General features: G+C 58.3%; 20 protein-coding genes and 1 pseudogene. 10 read left to right on the forward strand and 11 right to left on the reverse strand.

All coding sequences use genetic code 11. From position 1 onward, the window contains the following. Positions 1–199: 199 nt before the first annotated feature. Entirely contained in the window at positions 200–2,131 is a 1,932-nt protein-coding gene (locus tag MKI83_RS16410) for a DUF294 nucleotidyltransferase-like domain-containing protein (protein WP_241588366.1), read from the forward strand. Between the two features lie 24 nt (positions 2,132–2,155). Next, positions 2,156–2,869, forward strand: a complete 714-nt coding sequence (locus MKI83_RS16415; protein WP_241588367.1) for a 3'-5' exonuclease — start codon at positions 2,156–2,158, stop codon at positions 2,867–2,869. 116 nt (positions 2,870–2,985) lie between these two features. Here MKI83_RS16415 and MKI83_RS16420 read toward each other — a convergent pair whose 3' ends face one another. Then, on the reverse strand, positions 2,986–4,071 hold the full coding sequence (locus MKI83_RS16420) for a hypothetical protein (protein ID WP_241588369.1): 1,086 nt from the start codon (positions 4,069–4,071) through the stop codon (positions 2,986–2,988). 168 nt (positions 4,072–4,239) lie between these two features. Then, positions 4,240–5,325 (reverse strand): hypothetical protein, encoded by a 1,086-nt coding sequence (locus MKI83_RS16425; protein ID WP_241588371.1) that lies wholly within the window; start codon positions 5,323–5,325, stop codon positions 4,240–4,242. A 185-nt stretch (positions 5,326–5,510) separates the two neighbouring features. On the opposite strand from MKI83_RS16425, the gene MKI83_RS16430 reads away from it, so the two are divergent. The 3 genes from MKI83_RS16430 (at position 5,511) to queD (ending at position 7,906) form a co-directional block, all read left to right on the forward strand. Further along, on the forward strand, positions 5,511–6,605 hold the full coding sequence (locus MKI83_RS16430; protein WP_241588373.1) for a patatin-like phospholipase domain-containing protein: 1,095 nt from the start codon (positions 5,511–5,513) through the stop codon (positions 6,603–6,605). Between the two features lie 50 nt (positions 6,606–6,655). Continuing rightward, positions 6,656–7,480: a hypothetical protein gene (locus MKI83_RS16435; RefSeq protein WP_241588375.1), complete on the forward strand. Its 825-nt coding sequence runs from the start codon at positions 6,656–6,658 to the stop codon at positions 7,478–7,480. Positions 7,481–7,549: 69 nt separating this feature from the next. Next, positions 7,550–7,906: a 6-carboxytetrahydropterin synthase QueD gene (gene queD / locus MKI83_RS16440; RefSeq protein WP_241588377.1), complete on the forward strand. Its 357-nt coding sequence runs from the start codon at positions 7,550–7,552 to the stop codon at positions 7,904–7,906. Here queD and MKI83_RS16445 read toward each other — a convergent pair whose 3' ends face one another. The 9 genes and pseudogenes from MKI83_RS16445 to MKI83_RS16485 all read right to left on the reverse strand — a co-directional run bounded on the left by MKI83_RS16445 (position 7,907) and on the right by MKI83_RS16485 (position 15,748). Further along, positions 7,907–8,155: a glutaredoxin family protein gene (locus MKI83_RS16445; RefSeq protein ID WP_241588379.1), complete on the reverse strand. Its 249-nt coding sequence runs from the start codon at positions 8,153–8,155 to the stop codon at positions 7,907–7,909. A gap of 76 nt (positions 8,156–8,231) precedes the next feature. Next, the gene (locus MKI83_RS16450; RefSeq protein ID WP_241588381.1) at positions 8,232–9,407 is read right to left on the reverse strand and encodes a DUF5610 domain-containing protein; all 1,176 of its coding nucleotides are present in this window, start codon (positions 9,405–9,407) and stop codon (positions 8,232–8,234) included. Between the two features lie 79 nt (positions 9,408–9,486). Continuing rightward, a complete protein-coding gene (locus MKI83_RS16455) occupies positions 9,487–10,860 on the reverse strand; it encodes an ATP-binding protein (RefSeq protein WP_245399812.1) in 1,374 nt (457 codons plus the stop codon). After that, positions 10,860–11,515: pseudogene (locus tag MKI83_RS16460) on the reverse strand (response regulator). The gene MKI83_RS16455 and the pseudogene MKI83_RS16460 overlap by 1 nt, the downstream one beginning before the upstream one ends. 11 nt (positions 11,516–11,526) lie before the next feature. Next, complete coding sequence (locus tag MKI83_RS16465) at positions 11,527–12,156, reverse strand: tetratricopeptide repeat protein (protein ID WP_241588382.1); 630 nt, start codon at positions 12,154–12,156, stop codon at positions 11,527–11,529. Positions 12,157–12,164: 8 nt separating this feature from the next. After that, positions 12,165–13,025 carry an SDR family oxidoreductase gene (locus tag MKI83_RS16470; RefSeq protein WP_241588384.1) on the reverse strand — a complete coding sequence of 287 codons (861 nt, stop codon included), beginning with the start codon at positions 13,023–13,025 and terminating at the stop codon, positions 12,165–12,167. Then, positions 13,022–13,681, reverse strand: coding sequence for an iron-containing redox enzyme family protein (locus MKI83_RS16475; RefSeq protein WP_241588386.1), 660 nt, complete (start codon positions 13,679–13,681; stop codon positions 13,022–13,024). The genes MKI83_RS16470 and MKI83_RS16475 overlap by 4 nt, the downstream gene beginning before the upstream one ends. Beyond that, positions 13,678–15,120, reverse strand: a complete 1,443-nt coding sequence (locus tag MKI83_RS16480; protein WP_241588388.1) for an AMP-binding protein — start codon at positions 15,118–15,120, stop codon at positions 13,678–13,680. The genes MKI83_RS16475 and MKI83_RS16480 overlap by 4 nt, the downstream gene beginning before the upstream one ends. After that, positions 15,113–15,748, reverse strand: coding sequence for a thermostable hemolysin (locus MKI83_RS16485; protein WP_241588390.1), 636 nt, complete (start codon positions 15,746–15,748; stop codon positions 15,113–15,115). The genes MKI83_RS16480 and MKI83_RS16485 overlap by 8 nt, the downstream gene beginning before the upstream one ends. Positions 15,749–15,904: 156 nt before the next feature. Between MKI83_RS16485 and trhP the strand changes: the two genes are divergently transcribed. The 5 genes from trhP to MKI83_RS16510 all read left to right on the forward strand — a co-directional run bounded on the left by trhP (position 15,905) and on the right by MKI83_RS16510 (position 20,956). After that, positions 15,905–17,194: a prephenate-dependent tRNA uridine(34) hydroxylase TrhP gene (trhP, locus tag MKI83_RS16490; RefSeq protein ID WP_241588427.1), complete on the forward strand. Its 1,290-nt coding sequence runs from the start codon at positions 15,905–15,907 to the stop codon at positions 17,192–17,194. 127 nt (positions 17,195–17,321) lie between these two features. Further along, positions 17,322–19,283: a monovalent cation:proton antiporter family protein gene (locus MKI83_RS16495; RefSeq protein WP_241588392.1), complete on the forward strand. Its 1,962-nt coding sequence runs from the start codon at positions 17,322–17,324 to the stop codon at positions 19,281–19,283. Positions 19,284–19,402: 119 nt separating this feature from the next. Next, positions 19,403–19,669 (forward strand): metal-sensing transcriptional repressor, encoded by a 267-nt coding sequence (locus MKI83_RS16500; RefSeq protein WP_241588393.1) that lies wholly within the window; start codon positions 19,403–19,405, stop codon positions 19,667–19,669. Between the two features lie 10 nt (positions 19,670–19,679). Beyond that, the gene (locus MKI83_RS16505; RefSeq protein ID WP_241588395.1) at positions 19,680–20,216 is read left to right on the forward strand and encodes a rhodanese-like domain-containing protein; all 537 of its coding nucleotides are present in this window, start codon (positions 19,680–19,682) and stop codon (positions 20,214–20,216) included. Further along, on the forward strand, positions 20,204–20,956 hold the full coding sequence (locus tag MKI83_RS16510) for a sulfite exporter TauE/SafE family protein (RefSeq protein WP_241588397.1): 753 nt from the start codon (positions 20,204–20,206) through the stop codon (positions 20,954–20,956). Before MKI83_RS16505 ends, MKI83_RS16510 begins: the two co-directional genes overlap by 13 nt. The last annotated feature ends 1 nt before the right edge of the window (position 20,957 follow it).

A 20,957-nucleotide genomic window follows, 5' to 3' on the forward strand; every position in this document is an offset into this window, starting at 1 on the left:
TTGTTGACAATCACTCCATTAATACTGACATCCAGCGGCATAAAAACGCCGATCTACGACCAATTGTCGACACGCAGCATCTTGTCAGCGGCTTTCAGCCTAACGGGGCTACAGCCGTTTCAGGCTCCGTAAGACCAAGGTCGAATAGCCATCAGCGGCCACAGGGGCGATACCCAAGAAAACCCGATCAAGGTTGCTTATGACTCGCGAACACGCTTTTGCCGAAGCCGGCCGCACGGCGGTGCTGCAGAACATCCAAGGCACCATGGACTTTCTGCGCAAATACCCGCCCTTTGCGCACATGCAAGACCACAGCCTGAGCTATTTGGTCGAACGTTGCGTGCTGCGCTTTTATAGCCAAGGCGAATGCATTCTTAAGCCAGAAGATGGCGCTGTGGCGCACTTCTATATCGTCAAGCAGGGCCTTGTGCGCGGCGAGCGGCAGGTGGCCAGCGAAAACGCCGACAGCACCTTTGAGATCAGTAGCGGCGAATGCTTCCCCTTAGCCGCGCTGCTCGGCGAGCGCGCGACGCGCACCCAACACCTTGCCGCGCAAGACACCTTTTGCCTGCAACTGCCCAAAGCCGCGTTTGTTAAATTATTTGCTGAATGCAATGTCTTTCGCGACTTCGCCCTGCGCGGGGTCAGCAGCCTGCTCGACCAAGTCAATCAACAGGCCCAGCTCACCGCCGTCGAGCACTTAGGCGGCAGTTATTCGCTGGACACCTCCTTGGCCGACTTGATGGCGCGCAGCCCGGTGACCTGCTCTCCCCACACATCGCTTCAAGCCGCGGTGAAATCCATGCACGAGCAGCACGTGGGCAGCATGCTGATCACCGACAACGAACAACGTCCGCTGGGCATTTTTACCTTGCGCGATTTACGCCGGGTGGTGGCCGATGGCGTGACCGATTTTGAGCAACCGATCAACGCCTTGATGACCCCAGCGCCCTTTGCCCTGCCCAGTAACGCCAGTGCCTTTGACGCAGCAATGGCCATGACCGAGCGCCACATCGCCCACATTGCGGTGGTCGAAGGGCAGCGTTTGGTGGGCGTGTTGTCTGAGCGCGATTTGTTCTCGCTACAACGGGTTGATCTGGTGCATTTAGCCCGTGCGATTCGCCACGCCAAATCGCTACAGGCGCTACAACTGTTGCGAGATGATATCCAGCGCTTGGTCAGCAGCATGCTGGCGCACGGGGCCTCTTCGGTGCAGGTCACCCACATCATTACCCAACTGAATGATCACAGCGTGGCGCGCACCATCGAACTGGCCATGGCCGACTTGGGCGCCCCTGACGTGCGTTTTACTTGGCTGGTGTTCGGTAGCGAAGGGCGCTGCGAGCAAACCCTGCACACCGACCAAGACAATGGCATTTTGTTTCAATGCGCCACGCCAGCTGAGGCCCCAGCGCTACGCGAACGTCTCTTACCACTGGCGCAGCGCATCAACCAAGACCTCGACACACTCGGCTTTACCCTGTGCAAGGGCAACATCATGGCCAGCAACCCTGAGCTGTGCCTGAGCGAGCAGCAATGGCAACAGCGCTTTGCCCGACAAATCAGCAGCGCCACCCCTGAAAACCTTCTGGGCGCGAGCATTTATTTCGACCTGCGCAGCGTCTACGGCCCCACCGATGGGGTGATGCGGTTGCAACAGTTTTTGCTCGCACACGTTAAAGCCAATACCTTGTTTCAACGCATGCTGGCAGAAAACGCCTTGCGTCAACGCCCACCGCTGGGGCTATTCCGCGACTTTGTCGTGGCCAAGCGCGGCGCCGAGCGGCATACCCTCGACTTAAAAGTGCAAGGCCTGACCCCTTTCGTCGACGCTGCGCGCTTGTTGGCCTTAAGCCATGACGTCGCCAACAGCTCAACCTTGGCGCGCTTTCAAGCCTTGGTTGAGCGCGGCGTGGTCGATAGCAAAGACGCCGGCGCTTACGAGGAGTCCTACAACTTTATTCAGCTCACGCGCTTGCAACTGCATCAACAACAAAGCCGCGACGGCCGGCCACTGAGCAACCGTATCGACCCTGATGCACTCAATCCGCTGGACCGGCGCATTCTGCGCGAATCGTTTCGCCAAGCGCAGCGCCTGCAAGCCTCCGTTGCCTTGCGCTACAAGCTATGAGGAGCACGCCATGAGGGGCACATCATGAGCATCTGGCAGCGCTGGTTTAACCAAGCACAAAGCACACTCACCCCCCACGAGCTAGAGCGCTTGCGTCTACTGCCCGCCGCCGTTGGCCTCGGCGACCAGCGTCTCACGCTGCAACGTTTTGTGGTGATGGACCAAGAAACCACGGGCCTCAACACCCAGCGCGACAAAGTGCTATCGATCGGCGCGGTGGTGGTCGAACACGGCCACATCGACATGAGCCAGCAATTTGAGGTCAACCTTAAACGCGAGCACAACGTACTCAACCCCAGCGTGCTGATTCACGGCATTGCCCCCAGCGCCGCGGCTCGTGGCACCCCGCCGCCGCAAGCGTTGCTGAGCTTTATGGAGTGGTCTGGCGAATGCGTGTTTTTGGCCTTTCATGCGCCGTTTGACCAACGCATGCTGGCGCGCGCCCTGCGAAATCAACTGCAAATCACCCTACGCCATGTCTTTCTCGACTTGGCGGAGCTGGCACCCATGTTATTCCCCGACGCCGACATCGGTCGCGGCGGGCTTGATGATTGGGTCGAACATTTTGGCTTGCAGGTACTCGCCCGCCACAGCGCCGCAGCCGATGCGCAAGTCAGCGCTGAGCTGGCGCTGATCGTGCTGAAAAAAGCCCAACAGCAAGGCATTACCACCTTGGCTGAGCTTAACCAGCGTCTGCACGCATGGCGTCGCCTGCAACGCAGCAAAGCCCACGCCTGAGAATAAAACTAACCCAGAAAAGAAAAAGCCGGCGCAGAGCGCCGGCAAACCGGGGGGGTATTGCTGTTCTAACGTGCGCCCTCTGCGTGACGCTTAGGTGACAATCGGGTGATCAATTAACGATTTTGCAGCTTGAAAGTGTCGTCAGACGGCTCCTTCGAATAAGCCCCCAAGTCGTGCACTAACTTCTTGGTGCCATTCATTAAGTCTTTTATGCGGCTATCGCTGGTTGCCGCAGAAGCACCTTTAAGCGTGCTGCCCGTGATAGCTGGCTCGTTATAGCTGTGCGACCACAAGTAGTGCCACACCGCCGAATTGTGTTTTTCCGTCTGCTGCCATGCTTGGAAATACCACGGCTTAAGCTCAGTGAAGGCGGTCATTTTCATCAAGTTGGTATTGGCATCACCAACGAACACGGTGCTGGTCACCGATGAGGTGCGGTACGCCTCAAAAATCACACCCTTGCTTTTGAGCTCCGTCACGTAAGTGCGGCACACCTCACCGACCCACTTATTGCCCAAGTAACTTTTGCCGTAGTTAGAGTAGAACGGGTCGAGCAGCGCCACCCGCTTAGGCAGCAGCTTGCTGCTCACGGTACCTGCGTTAACGGCATCGCTGATCTTTTTGCTCAGCACAATGGCCATCTGGTTGCCCAACGAATGGCCAGCGATACGAATGTTGCTGCCGTTGTAACCGGCCAAGTTGGCTTTGTAGCTATCAAACAGCAGATCACCCACCGACTTGCTCGGGCCATTGCTGTAGCTACCCGCACTGTTACGCCAGCGCATGGCGCGCGGGCCGGTGGCGGTCCAAATCTTGGCTTCGGCGTCTTTCACTTCGCCTTCATCGGCAAACTGATTCCAATACAGAATGCCGACGTTGTAGCCGCTCATCAGCCAGCTATTGGCCAAATCCAGGTCTGGGCCGCCGGCATCTTTGCGATTGAAGGTTTCACGCGATTGCTTAGCCGTGGTGCCGTTTTGCCAGCCATGCACATAAATGATCGTGGGCTTAGTGCTGTTGTAATACGCGTTACTTTGTCCCGGCACCGCTTTCTGGTAGCTGTCGCCATAGCCAAACCAGTACAGGCCGTAGTCCAGATTATCGAAAGTACTTTTCGGAAACACACCCGTGGCAGCTTGTGCAGCTAACGCCAAGGCGAATAAGGTCACGCTCACCAGCAGTTGTTGTAGATAACGCATGGGGGCACTCCTGTTGTTATTGTGTGACCACACTAACCTGCGACCCGCAGCGCCCAAATCCCCCGGATGGGTGAATTGTTCGACAAAACCCAGAAACAGCTAACCCATTGAACGGACAATAAAAAACCGACGCCAAAGCGCCGGTTTTAGTCGAATAACAGCCCGTGATTAACGGTTTTGTAGGGTGAAGGTGTCGTCTGACGGCTCTTTGCTGTTCACGCCTAAGTTATGCACCAGTTTCTTTGTGCCGTTCATCACGTCCTTGGTGCGCGTATCGGTGGTTTTCGCCGACATGCCAAGCAAGGTGCTGCCTGTGATCGCAGGCGCATTAAAGCTGTAAGACCACAAGTAATGCCACATGGCGGCATTGTGCTTTTCAGTTTGTTGCGTGGTACCGAAGTACTGCGGCTTCAACTCGGTGTAAGCGGTCATTTTCATCAGGTTGGTATTGGCATCCCCGACAAACACTGTGCTGGTCACCGCCGAGCTGCGATAAGCCTCAAAAATCACGCCTTTGGTTTTCAGCTCGGTCACGTAAGTGCGGCACACCTCACCGACCCACTTATTGCCCAAGTAGCTTTTGCCGTAGTTGGAGTAGAACGGGTCCAGCAGTGCCACGCGCTTGGGCAGCAACTTGCTGTTCATGGTGCCGGCAGTCACTGCATCGCTGATCTTCTTGGTCAGCACGATGGCCATCTGATTGCCCAGCGAATGGCCGGCGATGCGGATATTGCTGCCGCTGTAACCTGCCAAATTGTCGCGGTAGCTCGCAAACAAAAGATCACCAGCGGACTGGCTTGGGCCATTGGTGTAAGCGCCAGCACTGTTGCGCCAGCGCATAGCGCGCGTCCCGGTTGCCGTCCAAATCTTAGCTTCGGCGTCTTTTACTTCGCCTTCATCGGCAAACTGATTCCAATACAAAATGCCGACGTTATAACCGGCATTCAGCCAGCTGTTGGCCAAGTCGAGGTCTGGGCCGCCGGCATCTAGACGATTAAACGTCTCCCGCGACTGACGTGCGGTGGCACCATTTTGCCAACCGTGGATGTAGATAATCGTCGGCTTGGTGGCGCTGTAATAGGCATTGCTTTGCCCAGGGGTGGCTCTTTGGTAGCTGTCACCAAAACCGAACCAGTACAGGCCGTAGTCCAGGTTGTCGAAGGTGCTTTTCGGGAAAACGCCCGTGGCAGCCTGCGCTGACAGGGTTATAACGAGTAACGCAACACTCACCAGCATCTTTTGTAGGTAACGCATGGAGGCACTCCCGCTTTTGTTGTTGTGCCGCCAAGCTACGCCTGTGCCGTGACTTGCCAAATCCCCCGGACGGGTGAGCTGTAGGACAAGATTCAGCGCATCGTTAATACCTCGTTTTTTCTTGGCCTGAGGCTGTAGTTTTTTATAATCGCCGCTCGTTTCTCCGCCCAGTACAAGGACTTACCATGCCTGCCGCCCTGCACCTTCATTCCCCAAGCCTGACCCTGCGTGCAGGCCCTCGGGCATTGGCGCGCATTCGCGAACAAGGCTTGCAGGCCAGTGATGTACACATCATCCCCGCTGCCGCGGGCGGCCCAAAGGGGCTCGGTATTCAAGGCCTCGATTTCGCCGTGTTTGGCGAGTTTCTGCCGCGCGCGCCGCAAGTCCGCGCTTTGGTCGGTGCGTCGATCGGCTCTTGGCGCATGGCCAGCGCCTGCATGCGTGATCCCGTCGCGGCCTTTCAGCGCTTGGGCGAACGCTACACCGCGATGAGTTTCCCCAAAGGGCTGAGCCTGCTCGATGTGACTCAACGCTGCAGTCAGATGCTCGATGAACTGCTCGAGGGCGAAGAGGATTTCATCCTGCAAAACCCCCACTACCGCTTAAACATCATGGTCAACCGCACCCATGGTCACCTGCAGCACGATCAACGCGGCCGCGTGGCCTTAGGCTTAGCCGCCGTGGTGGGCAACAACCTCTTGGCACGCCCGCGCTTAGCGCGACACTTTGACCGCGTCATCGCCCATGACCCACGACAAGCGCCGCCGCTGACCAGCACCCGCGCACCCGGTGATTTCACCAGCGAATACTTAGCGCTCGATGCCGCCAACCTGCGCCCAGCACTGCTGGCCTCGGGCTCCATTCCTTTAGTCATGCACGGCGTGCGCGATATTCCCGGCGCAGGCCCAGGCATGTACCGCGATGGTGGCTTGCTGGACTACCACTTGGATCTGCCCTACGCCGGCGATGGCATCGTGCTGTATCCGCACTTTACCGACCGCATCATTCCTGGCTGGTTTGATAAGAGCCTGCCGTGGCGCAATGGCTGCCCGCAAAGACTGCAAGATGTACTGCTGCTGTCGCCATCGGCGCACTACTTGCAGCAACTCCCACACGGCAAGCTGCCTGACCGTGGCGACTTCCGCCGCTATCTCGGGGACGACGCCGGCCGCCAGCGTTATTGGCAACAAGCCATGCGCGCAAGTCAGCGCATGGGCGATGAGCTGCTCGAGTTGATCGCCACCGGTCGCTTAGCCGAGCGCTTACAGCCTTTGCGTTAACCCCGCGCGAAAGGTAGGCTGCGGCCGCCCACTTGACGCAAGGACGCCCCATGGAAATCGCCGTCGCCATCATTCACGGCATTGGCATGCAAGCCGCCGACAACCCTAAAGCCGACTTGCACCCTTTCGCCAAACCCTTGGTGGATGGCATCTGCCGGCAGCTGGGCGCGCAAGCCAGTCGCGTAACCTTTCAAAGCCTGTACTGGGCAGATCTGTTGGATCAGCGCGAGCGGGCCTACATGCAGCGTGTAGAACGCGCCGGCGCGCCACAACGCTGGCGCTGGCTGCGCAACATCATCACCACCTTTTTAGGCGATGCCTCGGGCTATCGACTGGTCGCCAGTGGCGCCAGCAACAGCTATCAGCAAGTGCATGCACGGGTGCGCGAAGGCTTAACCGCGTTACGTAGCCGCGTGGCCCCGAACACGCCACTGGTGCTGATCACTCACTCGTTGGGTGGACACGTGATGTCCAACTACATCTGGGATCAACACAAACTCAATCAAGCCTGCCCCAGCAATGACCCGTTTTTAAGCCTTGAAACCCTTGCCGGCTTGATCACCTTGGGCTGCAACATTCCGCTATTTACCTTTGCTTACGACACCATCCAACCGATCCGCTTTCCCGGCCAACAGCTCAGCCCTGCCCTGCGCCAACAAGCGCAATGGCTGAATTGGTACGCCCCGGCTGACCCGCTAGGCTACCCGCTTAAACCGCTGTGCGCGGCCTACGACAAGGTGGTAGCCGAAGACATTGCCCAACCGGTTGGGCCACTCTTGCTGCGTCACACGCCAGCCAGCCATATCGGTTATTGGCGCGACCGCCAAGTGCAGCAGCGCATCAGCACCTACTTATTACGCCTGCTCAACGCGTGATCGCCGGTGCTGTAGCCCGCGCCAGCCACGCGCTATACTGCGCGGCCATTTCGTTTGTTGTGCCGTGCCATGGAACTGTTTAAAGAATTTACCTTTGAGTCTGCCCACCGCTTGCCCCACGTCCCCGCTGGGCACAAATGCGGGCGCCTGCACGGACACTCGTTCAAAGTAGCGATCTATATCGAAGGTGAGGTCGATCCGCACACTGGCTGGATTCGTGACTTTGCCGAGATCAAAGCGATCTTCAAACCGATTTACGAACGCCTTGACCACAACTACCTGAATGACATTCCCGGCCTTGAAAACCCCACCAGCGAAGTGCTGGCCAAGTGGATCTGGAACGAAGTCAAACCCTTGCTGCCCGAGCTGTCACGCGTGCGTATTCACGAAACCTGCACCAGTGGCTGCGAATATCGCGGCGACTAATTAAAAGCCCAACTGCTGGTTGAGCCAGTGGGCAATCTGCGCGCTGGTAAACGGCCAGCCCAACTCGGCCTCGGTCGCCGGCCAGCGCAACACCGGAATCCTTAAACCGTAGCGCTCAACCAACTCGGCCGATTCACTGATATCCACCACTTCAACCTGTAAGCCTTGCGCTAACAAAGGTTGCAGCTCAGCCTCGGCCAGCTCACACAGGTGGCAATCTTCGGTGCTGTAGAGCACGCACGGCGACATGCTATGTACTCGGCAATAAAAAGGGCGTGCAGTCTAGCACGCCCTTTTTAGCCCTTTAAAACCCATCGAGCCTGAGCTACGCCGCTTGCTCTGTAGCACTATCTGAAAGCGTCGGCAGCAAACCACTGAGCAGTGTTTCATTCAAACGTCCGGCCTTGCTGACCTGCTCATCGCTTAAGCGCTCATCTTGCAACAAGCCGCCTTCCAGCAAGCCTTGTAGCTGCGCAAACAGCTGATCGCTGAAGGCCTGCGCTTGCTCCAAAGCACCGAGCAAAGACTGCGTGTAATCAGCCAACGGTGCATTCACCGCCGAACTACCGGCACCACCAACCGCCGCGTAACTGTCGGTGGCCTGAGTGACACGGCTTTGCGTCAAGCGCAGCGCCATGCTCGACAACTGGCTGCCGTCGATATTCAGCGCCAGCGCGCGATCAAACGCACCGTCTAGGTCGCCGCTATAAAACTTCTGCGCGATGCCTTCTACTTGGCCGAACAGATCTTGCAAAGCGGCGAGCTCGTCATCATTGATATCGCCCTCAATCACCGCCTCAAAACTGCCAAAGCGCAACGTGCTGCTAGCGCTGTAAGCACTGACGGCACTGCCCTGCTCGCCTGCAACCGCCGCCACCTTATTCACTTGCGCATCCGCGCCGCCTTGGGCGAAGCGCACTTGCACCTTATCACCTTGTGCCGTGGTGACATTCAAACTGAACGTTTCCAACCAGGCCGAAACACGGCTTTGTTGCGCCGCCACCGCCACACCCTCTGCAACCGGGCTGGCAACCGGACTGGCAACCGGCGCGGCATAGCGCTCATCCAACTGATCCAATCCTTGGCGCAAGGCTTTGGCCGTGTCTTGGAAGTTATCTTTAACGCCGCCGGCAAAAACGCCCGTGTCTTTGAGGATATCTTTGGCAGCCTTCAGGCCGTCCTCAACCCCTTGGCGAGCCTCGGCCAAACGCTGGCGCAAGGTATCGCTATCGGCACCGGCCGCCGCAAACTGCTGCAAGCGCTGATCAATAAAGCCCAAGATGCGCTCGGCAACCTTGTCGGGGCTGAAATCACTGGCGGGAGCACTGAGCTTGCTGGGATCTAAACCGAGTTTGTCCGCCAGCTTATCCGCCAACTTGTCTTGCAGCAGTTGCTGCACATCGGGCGCTGCTTGGGCACTGGGCGCATTAAAACGCCCCAATGCAAAGGGATTAAAAGGGCTGAAACCGGTTTGGCTAGGGTTAAACGCTGAAGTAAACATGACGGCGTGACCTAGTGGAGCTGTCTGTACTAGGTGATCGGCCATCTTGCCCGCAGGCTTAGCGCCATAAGACGAACGGTCACAGGCGCGGCAAGCTCACCCATACGCGCAAACCGCCCAGAGGGCTGTCAGTAAGGCGTATCTGCCCTCCGTGGCGCTCTACCGCGCGCAGGGCTATGGCCAAGCCTAAACCTGCACCTTGGCCCTGCTCGCCGCGCATAAAACGCTTAAACATGCTCTGCCGCTGAGCAGGCGCAATACCGGGGCCGCTGTCATCCACCGTTAGCACCACCTCTGTTGGCTGTAACGCAAGCCGCAGTTCAATCTGCCCCTGTTCAGGGCTGTAGCTCAAAGCGTTAGCGAGCAAGTTTTGCAGCAGCAGTTCTAAGTCTTCCTGCGCACCTTGCAGCGGTACATGCTCGGGGCAATCCAAGCTCACGCTCTGCCCGCGCTGCAGTGCCAGCGGGATCAACTCGGCACTTACATGCCGCGCCAAACTGGCCAGGTCACACGGTGCCACGCTGGCTTCGCCTTCTAAACGCGCCAGCGCTAGCAGCTGACTAGCCAAGCGCGTCGCGCGTGCCACGCCACGTTGTAAGGCCGTGAGCGACTGCATACGCTCCTCAACCGTGGTGGCTTGTTGGGCATTTTCGGCGTGCACAGCCAAGACGGCCAATGGCGTGCGCAGCTCATGCGCAGCATCCGCAATAAAGCGACTTTCACGGCAACGCTGCGCTTGCAGCTGCGCCAATAAGCTGTTGATAGCCTGCGTTAGCGGTGCAATTTCTTGTGGGGCATCGTGCGGCAACGGCAAGGCGGTTAAATCTTGCGGATGACGCCGACCTATAGCGGCAATCAGTTGCGCCAAAGGCCGCAACCCCCACGTCACCAGCCAACCAACCAGCAAGGCAATCAACGGTAGACCCAAGGCATCTGGCAGTAGGTTACGTGCTGCGATTTTCTGCGCCAGCTCACCACGGACATCATCACGTTCGGCCACCACTACCCAGCCACCAGAAGCGGTCGCTAGGCTAAAACTGCGCCAACGCCGGCCAGCGCTCTCCGTAACCGCATAACCCGGCGTCAACGGTAAAGCGGCGGGGGCGTTATGGCTTTGTAGACGGACCTGGCCTTGGCTATCCAACCACCAGAAGGCCAACTTAGTTTCGTAATGATGACCTGTCACCAAGGCTTCTGGTTCTTGTTCCTCATCCGTGCTGGCAGCATGCGGTGCCGTTTGCAAGGCCTGCTGCAAGCGCCGTAATGCCTTGGCATCGAGCTGTTCGTGCAATAAGCCACTGAGCAAACGGGCACTCTGCGCCAAACGAGCATCGAACAACTCTTCTGTTTCGTGCCGCGCATCAACATACCCTTTGATGCTCAGCAAAGCATTCAGCAGACCCACACACAGCACCACGCCGAGCAAAATGCGCCAACGAATAGAGCGCGGCATTATTTATCCACCAAGTAGCCAACCCCACGCACAGTGCGGATCAGCTCGGGGTAAAACTTTTTGCGCAAGTGATGCACGTGCACCTCAAGGGCGTTGCTTTCGACGTCTTCATCGCGGCCATACAGGGCTTCGGTGAGACGGTCACGGGCATTACGCGGCCGGGCTGCACCAATAGCTCTTGCAGCAACTGAAACTCTTTACGCGGCAGGCTGATGTCTTGCCCCTGCCAATGTACGCTGAAGGCTTGCGGATCCAGTGCGAGGTCGCGGTACTCAATCAGGGTCTGCGCGCGACCAAAGCTGCGCCGCAGTAGCGCACGCACACGCGCTTTAAGTTCTTCCACGGCGAAAGGCTTGGTGAGGTAATCATCGGCGCCAGCATCCAGCCCGGCAATGCGGTCAGTGGTGGCATCGCGCGCAGTAATAATCAGCACCGGCATGCTACTGCCGGTGCTGCGCAAAGCGCTCAACACACTTAAACCGTCGCTGCCCGGAAGGCCTAAGTCGAGCAGCAGCAAGTCATAGTGTTCTAGCGCCAAGCTGTGCTGGGCTTGGCGACCATCACGCAGCCACTCCACCACATAACCTGCGCTATGCAGTGCAGTGGTGAGGCCCTCACCCAAATCGCTATCGTCTTCAACCAACAAGATACGCATCTGGTGCTCGTTTATTCCGTCATTTGCTCTGCCAGGGCCTGCAATTCGGCGTGTCGGCCTTGATCAGCCACTTCACGCCCCGCGCGGGGTGCGGCTTGCTCGGCACGTTGCAGTGCTTGGCGGGCCTCAGCATAGCGCTTCTGGCGAATCAGGTAATCGGCATAAAAATAATTAGGGTCGATGCCTTGCGGATTAATCTCTAGCGCGTGCTTGAGCAACTCTTCGGCTTTGTCATCATCGCCAAACGCAATTGGCCACCCCGGCACTTGGTAATACAAGGCACCCAAGCTGGTGTAGGCCGAACCTTGCAGGGCTTGGTCATCGAGTTGCAAAGCTTGCTCAAGGCTGGCTTTGGCCTGCTTCACCAAGCCGAGTGCGCCCAAGCCACCTTTGGCGCCAGCCCATGTGCTGTAGATGATGCCTTGCCAAATCATTAGCTCGGCGGCGGGCTCTTGCTTAACGGCGGCTACCGCTTCAGTGGCAAGCTTGGCAAAGGCCACTTCGCGTTGTTTTTCCGGCAGCTCGTAGCGGATATGCGCCCACTGCTGCTGCAGGTTTTCGAGGCTAGTTTGGCCCTGCTCAGACAAGGCCCACACGGGGCTACTCAACAAGGCAATAGCGAAGGCAATGACAGTTTTCATCGGGACACTCACGAGTGGTTGGGTTGAGAGGTAGTCGGCTGAGAAGTGCTGGATTGCGCGGTTCTCGCTAGCCCACTGGCGAAGGATTCGATGGTGCTTAGCTGACTACGCAGTGCACGATCGATAAGCCCCGGCACCACGGCATTGAGCAGCACAAAAAGTTTTTCCGGCCAGCCCAGCTGCTGCCGCGCCTGACCGCTGCGTAATTGCTTGAGCGCCGCTTGGGCCACCCGCTCTGGGCTATCCATGGTCACGTTCAGCGCTTGATTGAAGGCGTTAACCGCAGGCGGGTTCATTGCCGTGCGGGTGGCCCGTGGTGCGAGATACTGCACATTCACCCCGCAGCCAGCCATTTCGCGGCGCAGCGCTTGGGCAAAGCCGCGCAAGGCGAATTTGCTCGCGCTGTAACTGGCATAGCCGGCATAACCCAAGCTGCCGAACGTCGAACCGATCAGCAGTAACTGGCTGTGCGCTGGTTTTTGCAGCGCCGGCAGCAAACCGCGCACCAGCTGCAAAGTAGCGATGACATTGACCTCGATTAGAGCAGCGATGTCGGCATCGCTCTGCTCGGCCAAACGCACAAATTGGTTTACCCCTGCAGCATGCACCACGCCGGCCAAATGCTCGGCGCCTTCGGCGGCGGTAATCACGGCTGCACGCCCCGACGCACTGGCAATATCCGCCACGCATAACGTCACTTGCTGCGGGTACTTGGTCTGCAAGGCGTTCAGCGCATTAGCCCGCCGCCCTACGGCAATCACCCGCTCGCCTTGCGCGCACACTGCCTCAGCAATGGCTTGGCCGATGCCACCACTGGCTCCGGTCACCAGCCAAGTGGGTGGATGCTTAGTATGCAGAGGCTTGCTCATGCGGCCTCCGTCAGTGGCAGGCCACGGAACATGTCGCCATATAAGCGATACACCACCTTAGCGGTATGGATAACCGCCACTTGATCGGCGGGGTCGTCTAAGCGGTTCATCAGCTTTTCGTAAAAGGCAATGTGGCCGATGTCCAAACTGCCGTGCGAGGTCAGATAGCTGAAGGCCTTTTTCGGCAAGCCCAGTTCACCCTGCACAATGCCCGCCACCTGCGTGGCCAAGGCAATGCTGGTGCCTTCCAGCACTAACACCATGCCGAAGAAGCTCACCGGGTTATGCCGTGCGATGGCGTCGTACACGTAGCTAACCATCAATTCGGTGGCTAACGCTGGCTGTCCATGACGCACTGCTTCGGCATCAGCACCGCAAGCGGCAATGTCGTTGAGCACCCACTCTTGATGGCCGCACTCTTCTTCGATGTACTCCGCCACGGCTTCACGCAGCCACTCTAAACGCTCAGGCAGGCGCGCACCGCAGGCCATCAACAAGGGCACGGTGTGTTTGACGTGGTGATAAGCCTGGGTCAAAAACGCCACATAACTGGGCACACTCACCTGCCCTTGCAACGCCTGCTGAATAATTGGGCTGGCGAGCAAATAAGCGCGCTCAGTTTCGGTTGCTTTTTGCAGCTGTTGATAAAAACTCATGCGTGCTCCTGCGCCGCTACTGCGGTGCTATCAAGGTCTACTAAGGGGAAGCGGGTTAACAGGGCGGCGCGACGCAGACGGCCATTGGCGGTCAACAAGCCGTTGGTGGCGGTAAATGGCGCGGCACGTTGCCAAACATGCACTTGGGCGTAATCCGGTAGCTGGCTATTCACTTCGGCCAGCCAAGCGACGACGTGCGCATCGCTAACGCCTTCGGCCAGCACCAGCAGAGCGCGGTTTTGTGCCACGGCCTCGCCACACACCCAAGCCTGCACAATGCCGGGATATTGCAGCAGTGCAGCCTCGACCCACTCAGGGTTTACGTTGCGGCCAAAGGCGGTAATGAACTGGTTCTTTTTGCGGCCAATCAATTGCAGCGCAGTGCCTTGCCATTGGCCGATATCGCCGGTGGCTAACCACGGCTCTTGCGCGTGGCTGTCGCCTAGATAGCCCAAGAAGGTGTTGCCGCGCACCAGCACTTCGCCGTCTTCGGCTAAACGCACTTCAACGTGCGGTAACGGCTCGCCTACTGTGCCTAGCTGTGGATTGGCCAAGCGGTTTAAACACACCACCGAAGCGGCTTCTGACAATCCATAACCTTCCACCACCGGCCAGCCGAGCACTTGGGCTCGTCGCAACAGCACCGGCGCCACATGCGCACCGCCGACCGCAGCAAAGCGCAAACGCGGCAAGGCAAAGCCCTGTTGTTCAGCCGCCTGCACCAGCAGTTTTAACAGCTGCGGCAGCAGAATCAGACTATGTGGCTGGGCGTGCGCCAACGCCGATAAAAACGCTGCCGCCTCTAGACTGCCACCGCCTTGCCAACCGAGTGCCGACAATCTCGGCACTTGGATATGCGCGCCCGCCAACAACGGCGCATACACGCCGGCGACGTTTTCCAGCAGGGTGGCCAAAGGCAGCAAACACAGATGTTGCTCGACCTGCGCCGGCAGACTGACCTCGTACAAGGCCTGCGCCACATTGAGCAATTGCGCGGCACTTAAGCACACGCCTTTGGGTGTGCCGGTACTGCCGGAGGTAAAGGTGATCTTTGCGCAGCCTTGCGGCAACGAAACGGCTTGCGCGGCACCTTGCCATAAGCCTGAAGCTATCTCGTTAAAGCCCGGCCAAGCGGCGCCAGAAAAACTATCTAACCCAGCACTTTGCGCCAGATGCGCCACTTGTGCGGGGGTAAAAAACAGCGGAATCGGCACACAGACAATGCCGGCTTTAAGCGCAGCCAAGTCGTCTATCACCCAGTCGATGCCGTTATCGCGATACAACCCCAAACGGCGGACCGCCAAGGCATTTAACTGCTCGACGCGCGCGGCCACCGCCTGATTCAGTTCGGCATAGCTCAAAGTGGTTGCATCACAGGTCAGCGCGGGTAGTGCCTGCCGTGCTGGATCTGCGAGGGTTTGCCAAAGACGCTCAGGCACAGTGCACCTCCGGCGACGCCAAGTGAATACCTAACGCGGCGTAGGCGCCGCGCTCACGCAGCTGGCGGTCGCCCTGTTGAATATCGCCGAACATCACCTGCGGCGTGGTGCTGTAGTAGTCGCCCCACTGCTCTTTAGCCGCACCAAGACACTCGGCATCGGCTTGGGCAATAAACTGCGGACGCAGCCCTAAGCGGGCAAAGCTGTTACGTAACCGCCGCGTGCCGGTAAACACCACATAGCGCAAACCCTGCGCGGCCAAATAAGCGGTGGCGTGAATGATCAGCGCCCTTGCACTGCCGGCATCCAAAGCGGCTAGTTGGCCCACCTCGACGACCAGCTCACGTTTAGGTGGCTCGCCCAACACGAAGCCCATCAACTGCGCTATAGGCGCGCTGACATACTGCTCACAAAACAGACTTTCACACGCCGCAAGACGCAGCCCTAAAGCCCCTTGCACCTCGCCATTGATGCTGCTCAAAGCCAGCAGCGCCGGCATGAATTGCTGCACATCGGCGCCATAGTGCTTAGCAAAACAGTCGCGAATGAAATGCTCCGTCGCGGTCCGTGTTTCGGCACTAACGGGCTGCAAGGTAAAAATGCTTGGCTCTGCTGCGGGTAAGGTCATAGCTAGCCTCCTTTTCATTGAGGCCAAGCGTGCCTGTATTGCCTTAACTCAAACTTAAGGCCAAAAAAAATCGGCATAATGCTCTTTTGCGTGATGTGATGACTGGAGTTACCTGTGCGCCCCGAACTGCTTTGCCCTGCCGGCACCCTTAAAGCCATGGAATACGCCTTCGCCTATGGCGCGGACGCGATCTATTGCGGTTTGCCGCGCTGGAGTTTGCGCGTGCGCAACAACGACTTCGACATCGAGCATTTAGCTCAGGGGCTTGAGCGCGCACGCAGCCTCAACAAGCAGGTTTATGTGGCGTGCAATATTGCCCCGCACAACAGCAAAATCCGCACGTTGCAGCGCGATTTAGCGCCCGTCGCTGAGCTTAAGCCGGATGCTTTGATCGTCTCAGATCCCGGCGTAGCCATGCTGGTGCGCGAAGCGTGGCCAGACTTGCCGCTGCATCTATCCGTGCAAGCCAACGCGGTTAATTACGCCGCAGTTAAGTTTTGGGGCAAGCAAGGCATTAGCCGCGTGATTTTGTCGCGCGAGCTCTCGCTGGAAGAAATCGAAGACATTCGCGCTGAATGCCCTGAGATGGAAATCGAAGTGTTTGTCCACGGTGCGCTGTGCATCGCCTATTCAGGTCGTTGCCTGCTGTCGGGCTACATGAATCGTCGCGACCCCAACCAAGGCACCTGCACCAACGCCTGCCGCTGGGGTTATGACATCAAGCCCGGTGAAGAAAGCCCCGAAGGCGAGATCCGCAGCAGCGCCAGCCTGTACGTGATCGAAGAGAAAAACCGCCCCGGCGAGTTAATGCCGATCGAGGAAGACGAACACGGCACCTACATCCTCAACTCCAAAGACTTACGCGCCGTCCACCATGTCGAGCGGCTCGCCCGCGCCGGTGTGCATTCACTGAAAATTGAAGGCCGCACCAAAAGCCACTACTACGTTGCACGCACGGCACAGGTGTATCGCCAAGCCATCGACGATGCGGCGGCCGGCAAAGCGTTTGATCGCAGCCTGATGGACGATCTGGAAAAGCTCGCCAATCGCGGCTACACCGAAGGCTTTTTACGTCGCCATGTGCACGATGAATATCAAAACTATCAGCACGGCGCCTCGCAGACTGACTTGGCCCAATTTGTCGGTGAAGTGTTTGACTACGACCCCAGTCGCGGCCTGCAGGTGAATGTGAAAAATCGCTTTGCCCTTGGCGACACGCTTGAACTGATGACCCCCACGGGCCGACTGCGCTGGCAGCTAAGCGCTTTGCTAAATAAGAGTGGGCAAGCCATTGACGTCGCCCCCGGTGACGGCCATCGCGTATGGCTACCCATCACCCTACCCGAGCATTTATTGCCGCAACTGGCGCTCGGGCTACTGACGCGCGAAGTCCCACGTAACTTGGCGCACAGCGGCCAAGACTGTAGCGGCTGCAGCATGGCCTAACCGATAGCGAGTGCTGGCCTGCAAGCGCTTTAGCCTGCAGGCCAGTAGCCGTTTAGCCTAGCCAGCGTGATAGGCTTAAAGGCTTGCACACCGACCAATGTCGGTGCCCTCGGTATAGGAGACCTTGATGTTCGCTGACCTGCTGATCATTTTTCTGGCGTCTTTGGCGTTCATTGCGGTTTTTCGGCGGCTTCATCTTCCCCCTATTCTTGGTTACTTATTTGTCGGGGTACTGCTGGGCCCCAGCGCGATCGGCGTAGTCGGCGGCAGTCACGATTTAACCTTTCTCGCCGAATTTGGCGTGGTCTTTCTGCTCTTCACCCTAGGTTTAGAGTTCTCGCTACCGCGCATGCTCGCACTGCGCAGCATGGTGTTCGGTCTTGGCAGCATGCAGTTTGCGTTCACGGCTTTAGTGCTGTTCGGTGTGTTGTTGCTGACCTCTATCTCGCTGGAGGCGGCGTTTATCTTGGCCACCGGTTTGGCGCTCTCATCCACAGCCATCGTGTTAAAAGAGCTCACCAGCCTCGGGCAAACCTTAACCCCGCACGGCCAACGCGCGATTGGCGTGTTGCTGTTTCAAGACATGGTCGCGGTGTTATTGCTGGTGATGATTCCGGTGCTCGGTGGTAACGGCGAGCAAGCATGGTATGTCGACATGCTGCTGGCCTTGGGCAAAACAGCGCTGCTGTTCTTTGGCTTGATGGCCGTGAGCCGTTGGGTGCTGCCACGCTTATTCCATGAAATTGCCGCAGCCAAACAACCCGAATTATTTGTCCTGATGGCGCTGGTGATCGTGCTGTTAGCCGCCTGGCTGACGCACTTGCTGCACCTGTCGATGGCCCTTGGTGCCTTTATCGCCGGCATGATGCTCGGCGAAAGCCACTATCGCCACCAGATCGAAGCCGATATCCGCCCTTTCCGCGACGTTTTGCTCGGCTTGTTTTTTGTCAGTGTCGGCTTACTGGTCGATATTCATGTGCTGTGGGAACAACTACCGCTCGTGCTGGCGCTCACCTTCGCCCTCGTCATCATCAAGGGACTGATCGTTTTCGCGCTGGTGAAATACCGCAGCGGCAACCTCACCATTGCTTGGCGCACCGCGTTGGCACTGGCTCAGGGCGGCGAATTCTGTTTTGCCTTGCTCACCTTGGCCTTTGCCCACCAACTGATCGACCAAGAGCTAGTCAGCTTGGTCATCAGCGTCACGGTCTGCTCAATGGTACTCACCCCACTATTGATGCGCGGCGTGCCCACACTCATGGCCCGCTTGCAGCGCGAAGCCCGCGAAGAGTCGCAACTGGAAGAAATTGCCGCCGCGCACGCAGAAGATGAGAACCACGTTATCGTCTGCGGCTACGGTCGTGTCGGTCAGGCGGTGGGACGTTTTTTACGCCGCGAAGAGTTTGCCTATGTGGCCCTAGATGACGACCCCGTGCGCGTGCGCGAGGCCGGCGCTGGCGGCAACCACGTGCACTTTGGCGACTGCCGCCGTCACGACATGCTTAAAGCCGTGGGCATTGAGCGTGCCCGCATGGTGGTGGTTGCCGTAGACAACGGCGAGCACTCGTTGCAGATTTTGCGCGCCGTGCGCGAGCTGGATAGCAAAATTCCCGTGCTGATTCGTACCCGCGACGACAGTATGCTCGAAGCGATGCAAGAAGCCGGCGCCACCGAAGTCATCCCCGAGCAGCTGGAATCCAGCCTGATGCTCGCCTCCCACGTACTCGTGCTGCTGGGCATGCGCGAAAAACAAGTTCATCACCTGATGGATGAAGTGCGTGGCGAGCGCTACAAACTGCTGCACGGCTTCTACCACGGCAACCAGCCCAACCTGTTGGAAGCGCACGGGCATGATCGCGTCTTACTGCACGCCACCGTACTGACCAAAAGTGCCTACGCACGCGGCAAAACGCTGGCCGAGCTTGAGCTGCAAGACTTCGATATCGAACTGCAACATATTCGCCGCGGCGACGAAGAGCTCACCCCAGAACCGGATGAGATTCTGCGTTCTGGCGATGCGCTGGTGTTCTCTGGCGGCGTAGAAGCTATCGAGGCCGCCGAGGCGCGCATCCTTGGCGACATGACTTAAAGCATTAGCACGTTATTCCATCAAGCCCGCCCCGCGCGGGCTTGATGCGTTATAGGCCAAGGCTTGGCATAAAATACCCTAGGGGGTATAGTATTTTTAACCACTACCGAGCCAGCCCCATGACTACGCCCAATAATGACCAACAACAAGCCATGCTTAAGCGCCTAGCGCGCATTGAGGGCCAAATTCGCGGCCTGCAAGGCATGATCAGCCGCGGCGAAGACTGCGAAGACATCGCCCAGCAATTTAGCGCCGCGCGCAAAGCCCTCGATAAGGCTTATCAAGAAATGCTCGCCTGTCTATTAGAAGAAGCCGTGCTGGATGAACACAGCGACAGCCGCGACACCTTGGCGCGCGTACGCAAAATCTTCACCAAATACACGTAAGGAGCCGCCCATGAGCACTCAAGTTATTGCCGCCCAACAATTTGCCGCCGCTCGTCGCAGCGGCAATGTGCGCTTCCTGGTGGATGTGCGCAGCCCTGCCGAATACCGCCAACAGCACGTGCAAGGGGCGCGCAACGTGCCGCTTGATCAAATCAACCCGCAAACCTTAGCCAACAGCCTTAAAGCGGAAGGCTTATCCAGCGGCGATGAGCTGTATTTGATCTGCCAAACCGGCATGCGCGCACGCAAAGCCGCCGAACAACTGCAAAGCCTGTTGCCTGGCGTGCAAGTCGTTGAGGGCGGTACTGAGGCTTGCATTGCCTGCGGCTTACCCGCCAACCAACAAGCCAGTCAGGTGATCAGCCTTCAACGGCAAGTCCAGATCACTGCTGGCAGCATGATTTTGACCGGCGTTATCCTCGGCAGCACGGTGCACCCCTATTGGTACGGATTAGCCGGCTTTGTCGGTGCTGGCCTCACCTTTGCCGGCCTATCAGGCACCTGCGCCATGGCCCTTCTACTAGCGCGGATGCCGTGGAACCGTTAACCCTCGCGCTGGGTGCAGGCATCGGCACTTTACTGGGCCTGCTACTCGGGCTGACCGGGGCCGGCGGCAGCCTGATCGCGCTGCCTTTGCTGCTCAGCCTGCACTTACCCTTGGTCGATGCCGTAGGCGTTAGCCTTGGCGCTGTCAGCCTCGCCGCCCTCAGCGGCGTTGCCACCCGCCGCCACGACATTGCCTGGTGGCCTGTGCTGACCATTGCCGCCAGCGGCATACCCGGCACCGCCCTTGGCCAGTGGCTGGGGCGTTTGCTCCCCGAGCAGCCCTTGATTATCGCCTTCTGCGTGCTGGTGCTGTGGTTGGCGCAAAAACTCTGGCGCAGCGCCGCAGGCGCCATGCACACCACTCGCACAAGCACCCACTACCCAGGCTTACTGATCAGCGGGATTGGCGTTGGCAGCTTGTCCGGCCTACTCGGCGTGGGCGGCGGTTTTCTCGTGGTGCCGCTGCTGCGCTGGCTCACACCGCTTAACGTCATGGCAGCAGCTGCCACATCACTGGCCATTATCGTGTTGGTCGCCGGTAGCGGCTTTGCCCTGTACGCCAGCCAACACAGCGCGCCGTGGCCACTGCTGGCCAGCTTAATTGGCGGCGGCATCGTTGGTGCGATGGCAGGCTCGGCCTTGGCCAAGGTTATCGGCGGCACACAGGTACAACGCGTATTTGCGGTGCTGTTGGTCGGCGTCAGCCTATCCACCGCGGCTTACAAACTTACGGGAGGCTAAC

Origin of the sequence: Atopomonas sediminilitoris (genome assembly GCF_022601735.1) — a bacterium.
In the GTDB taxonomy this organism is placed as follows: Bacteria; Pseudomonadota; Gammaproteobacteria; order Pseudomonadales; family Pseudomonadaceae; genus Atopomonas; species Atopomonas sediminilitoris.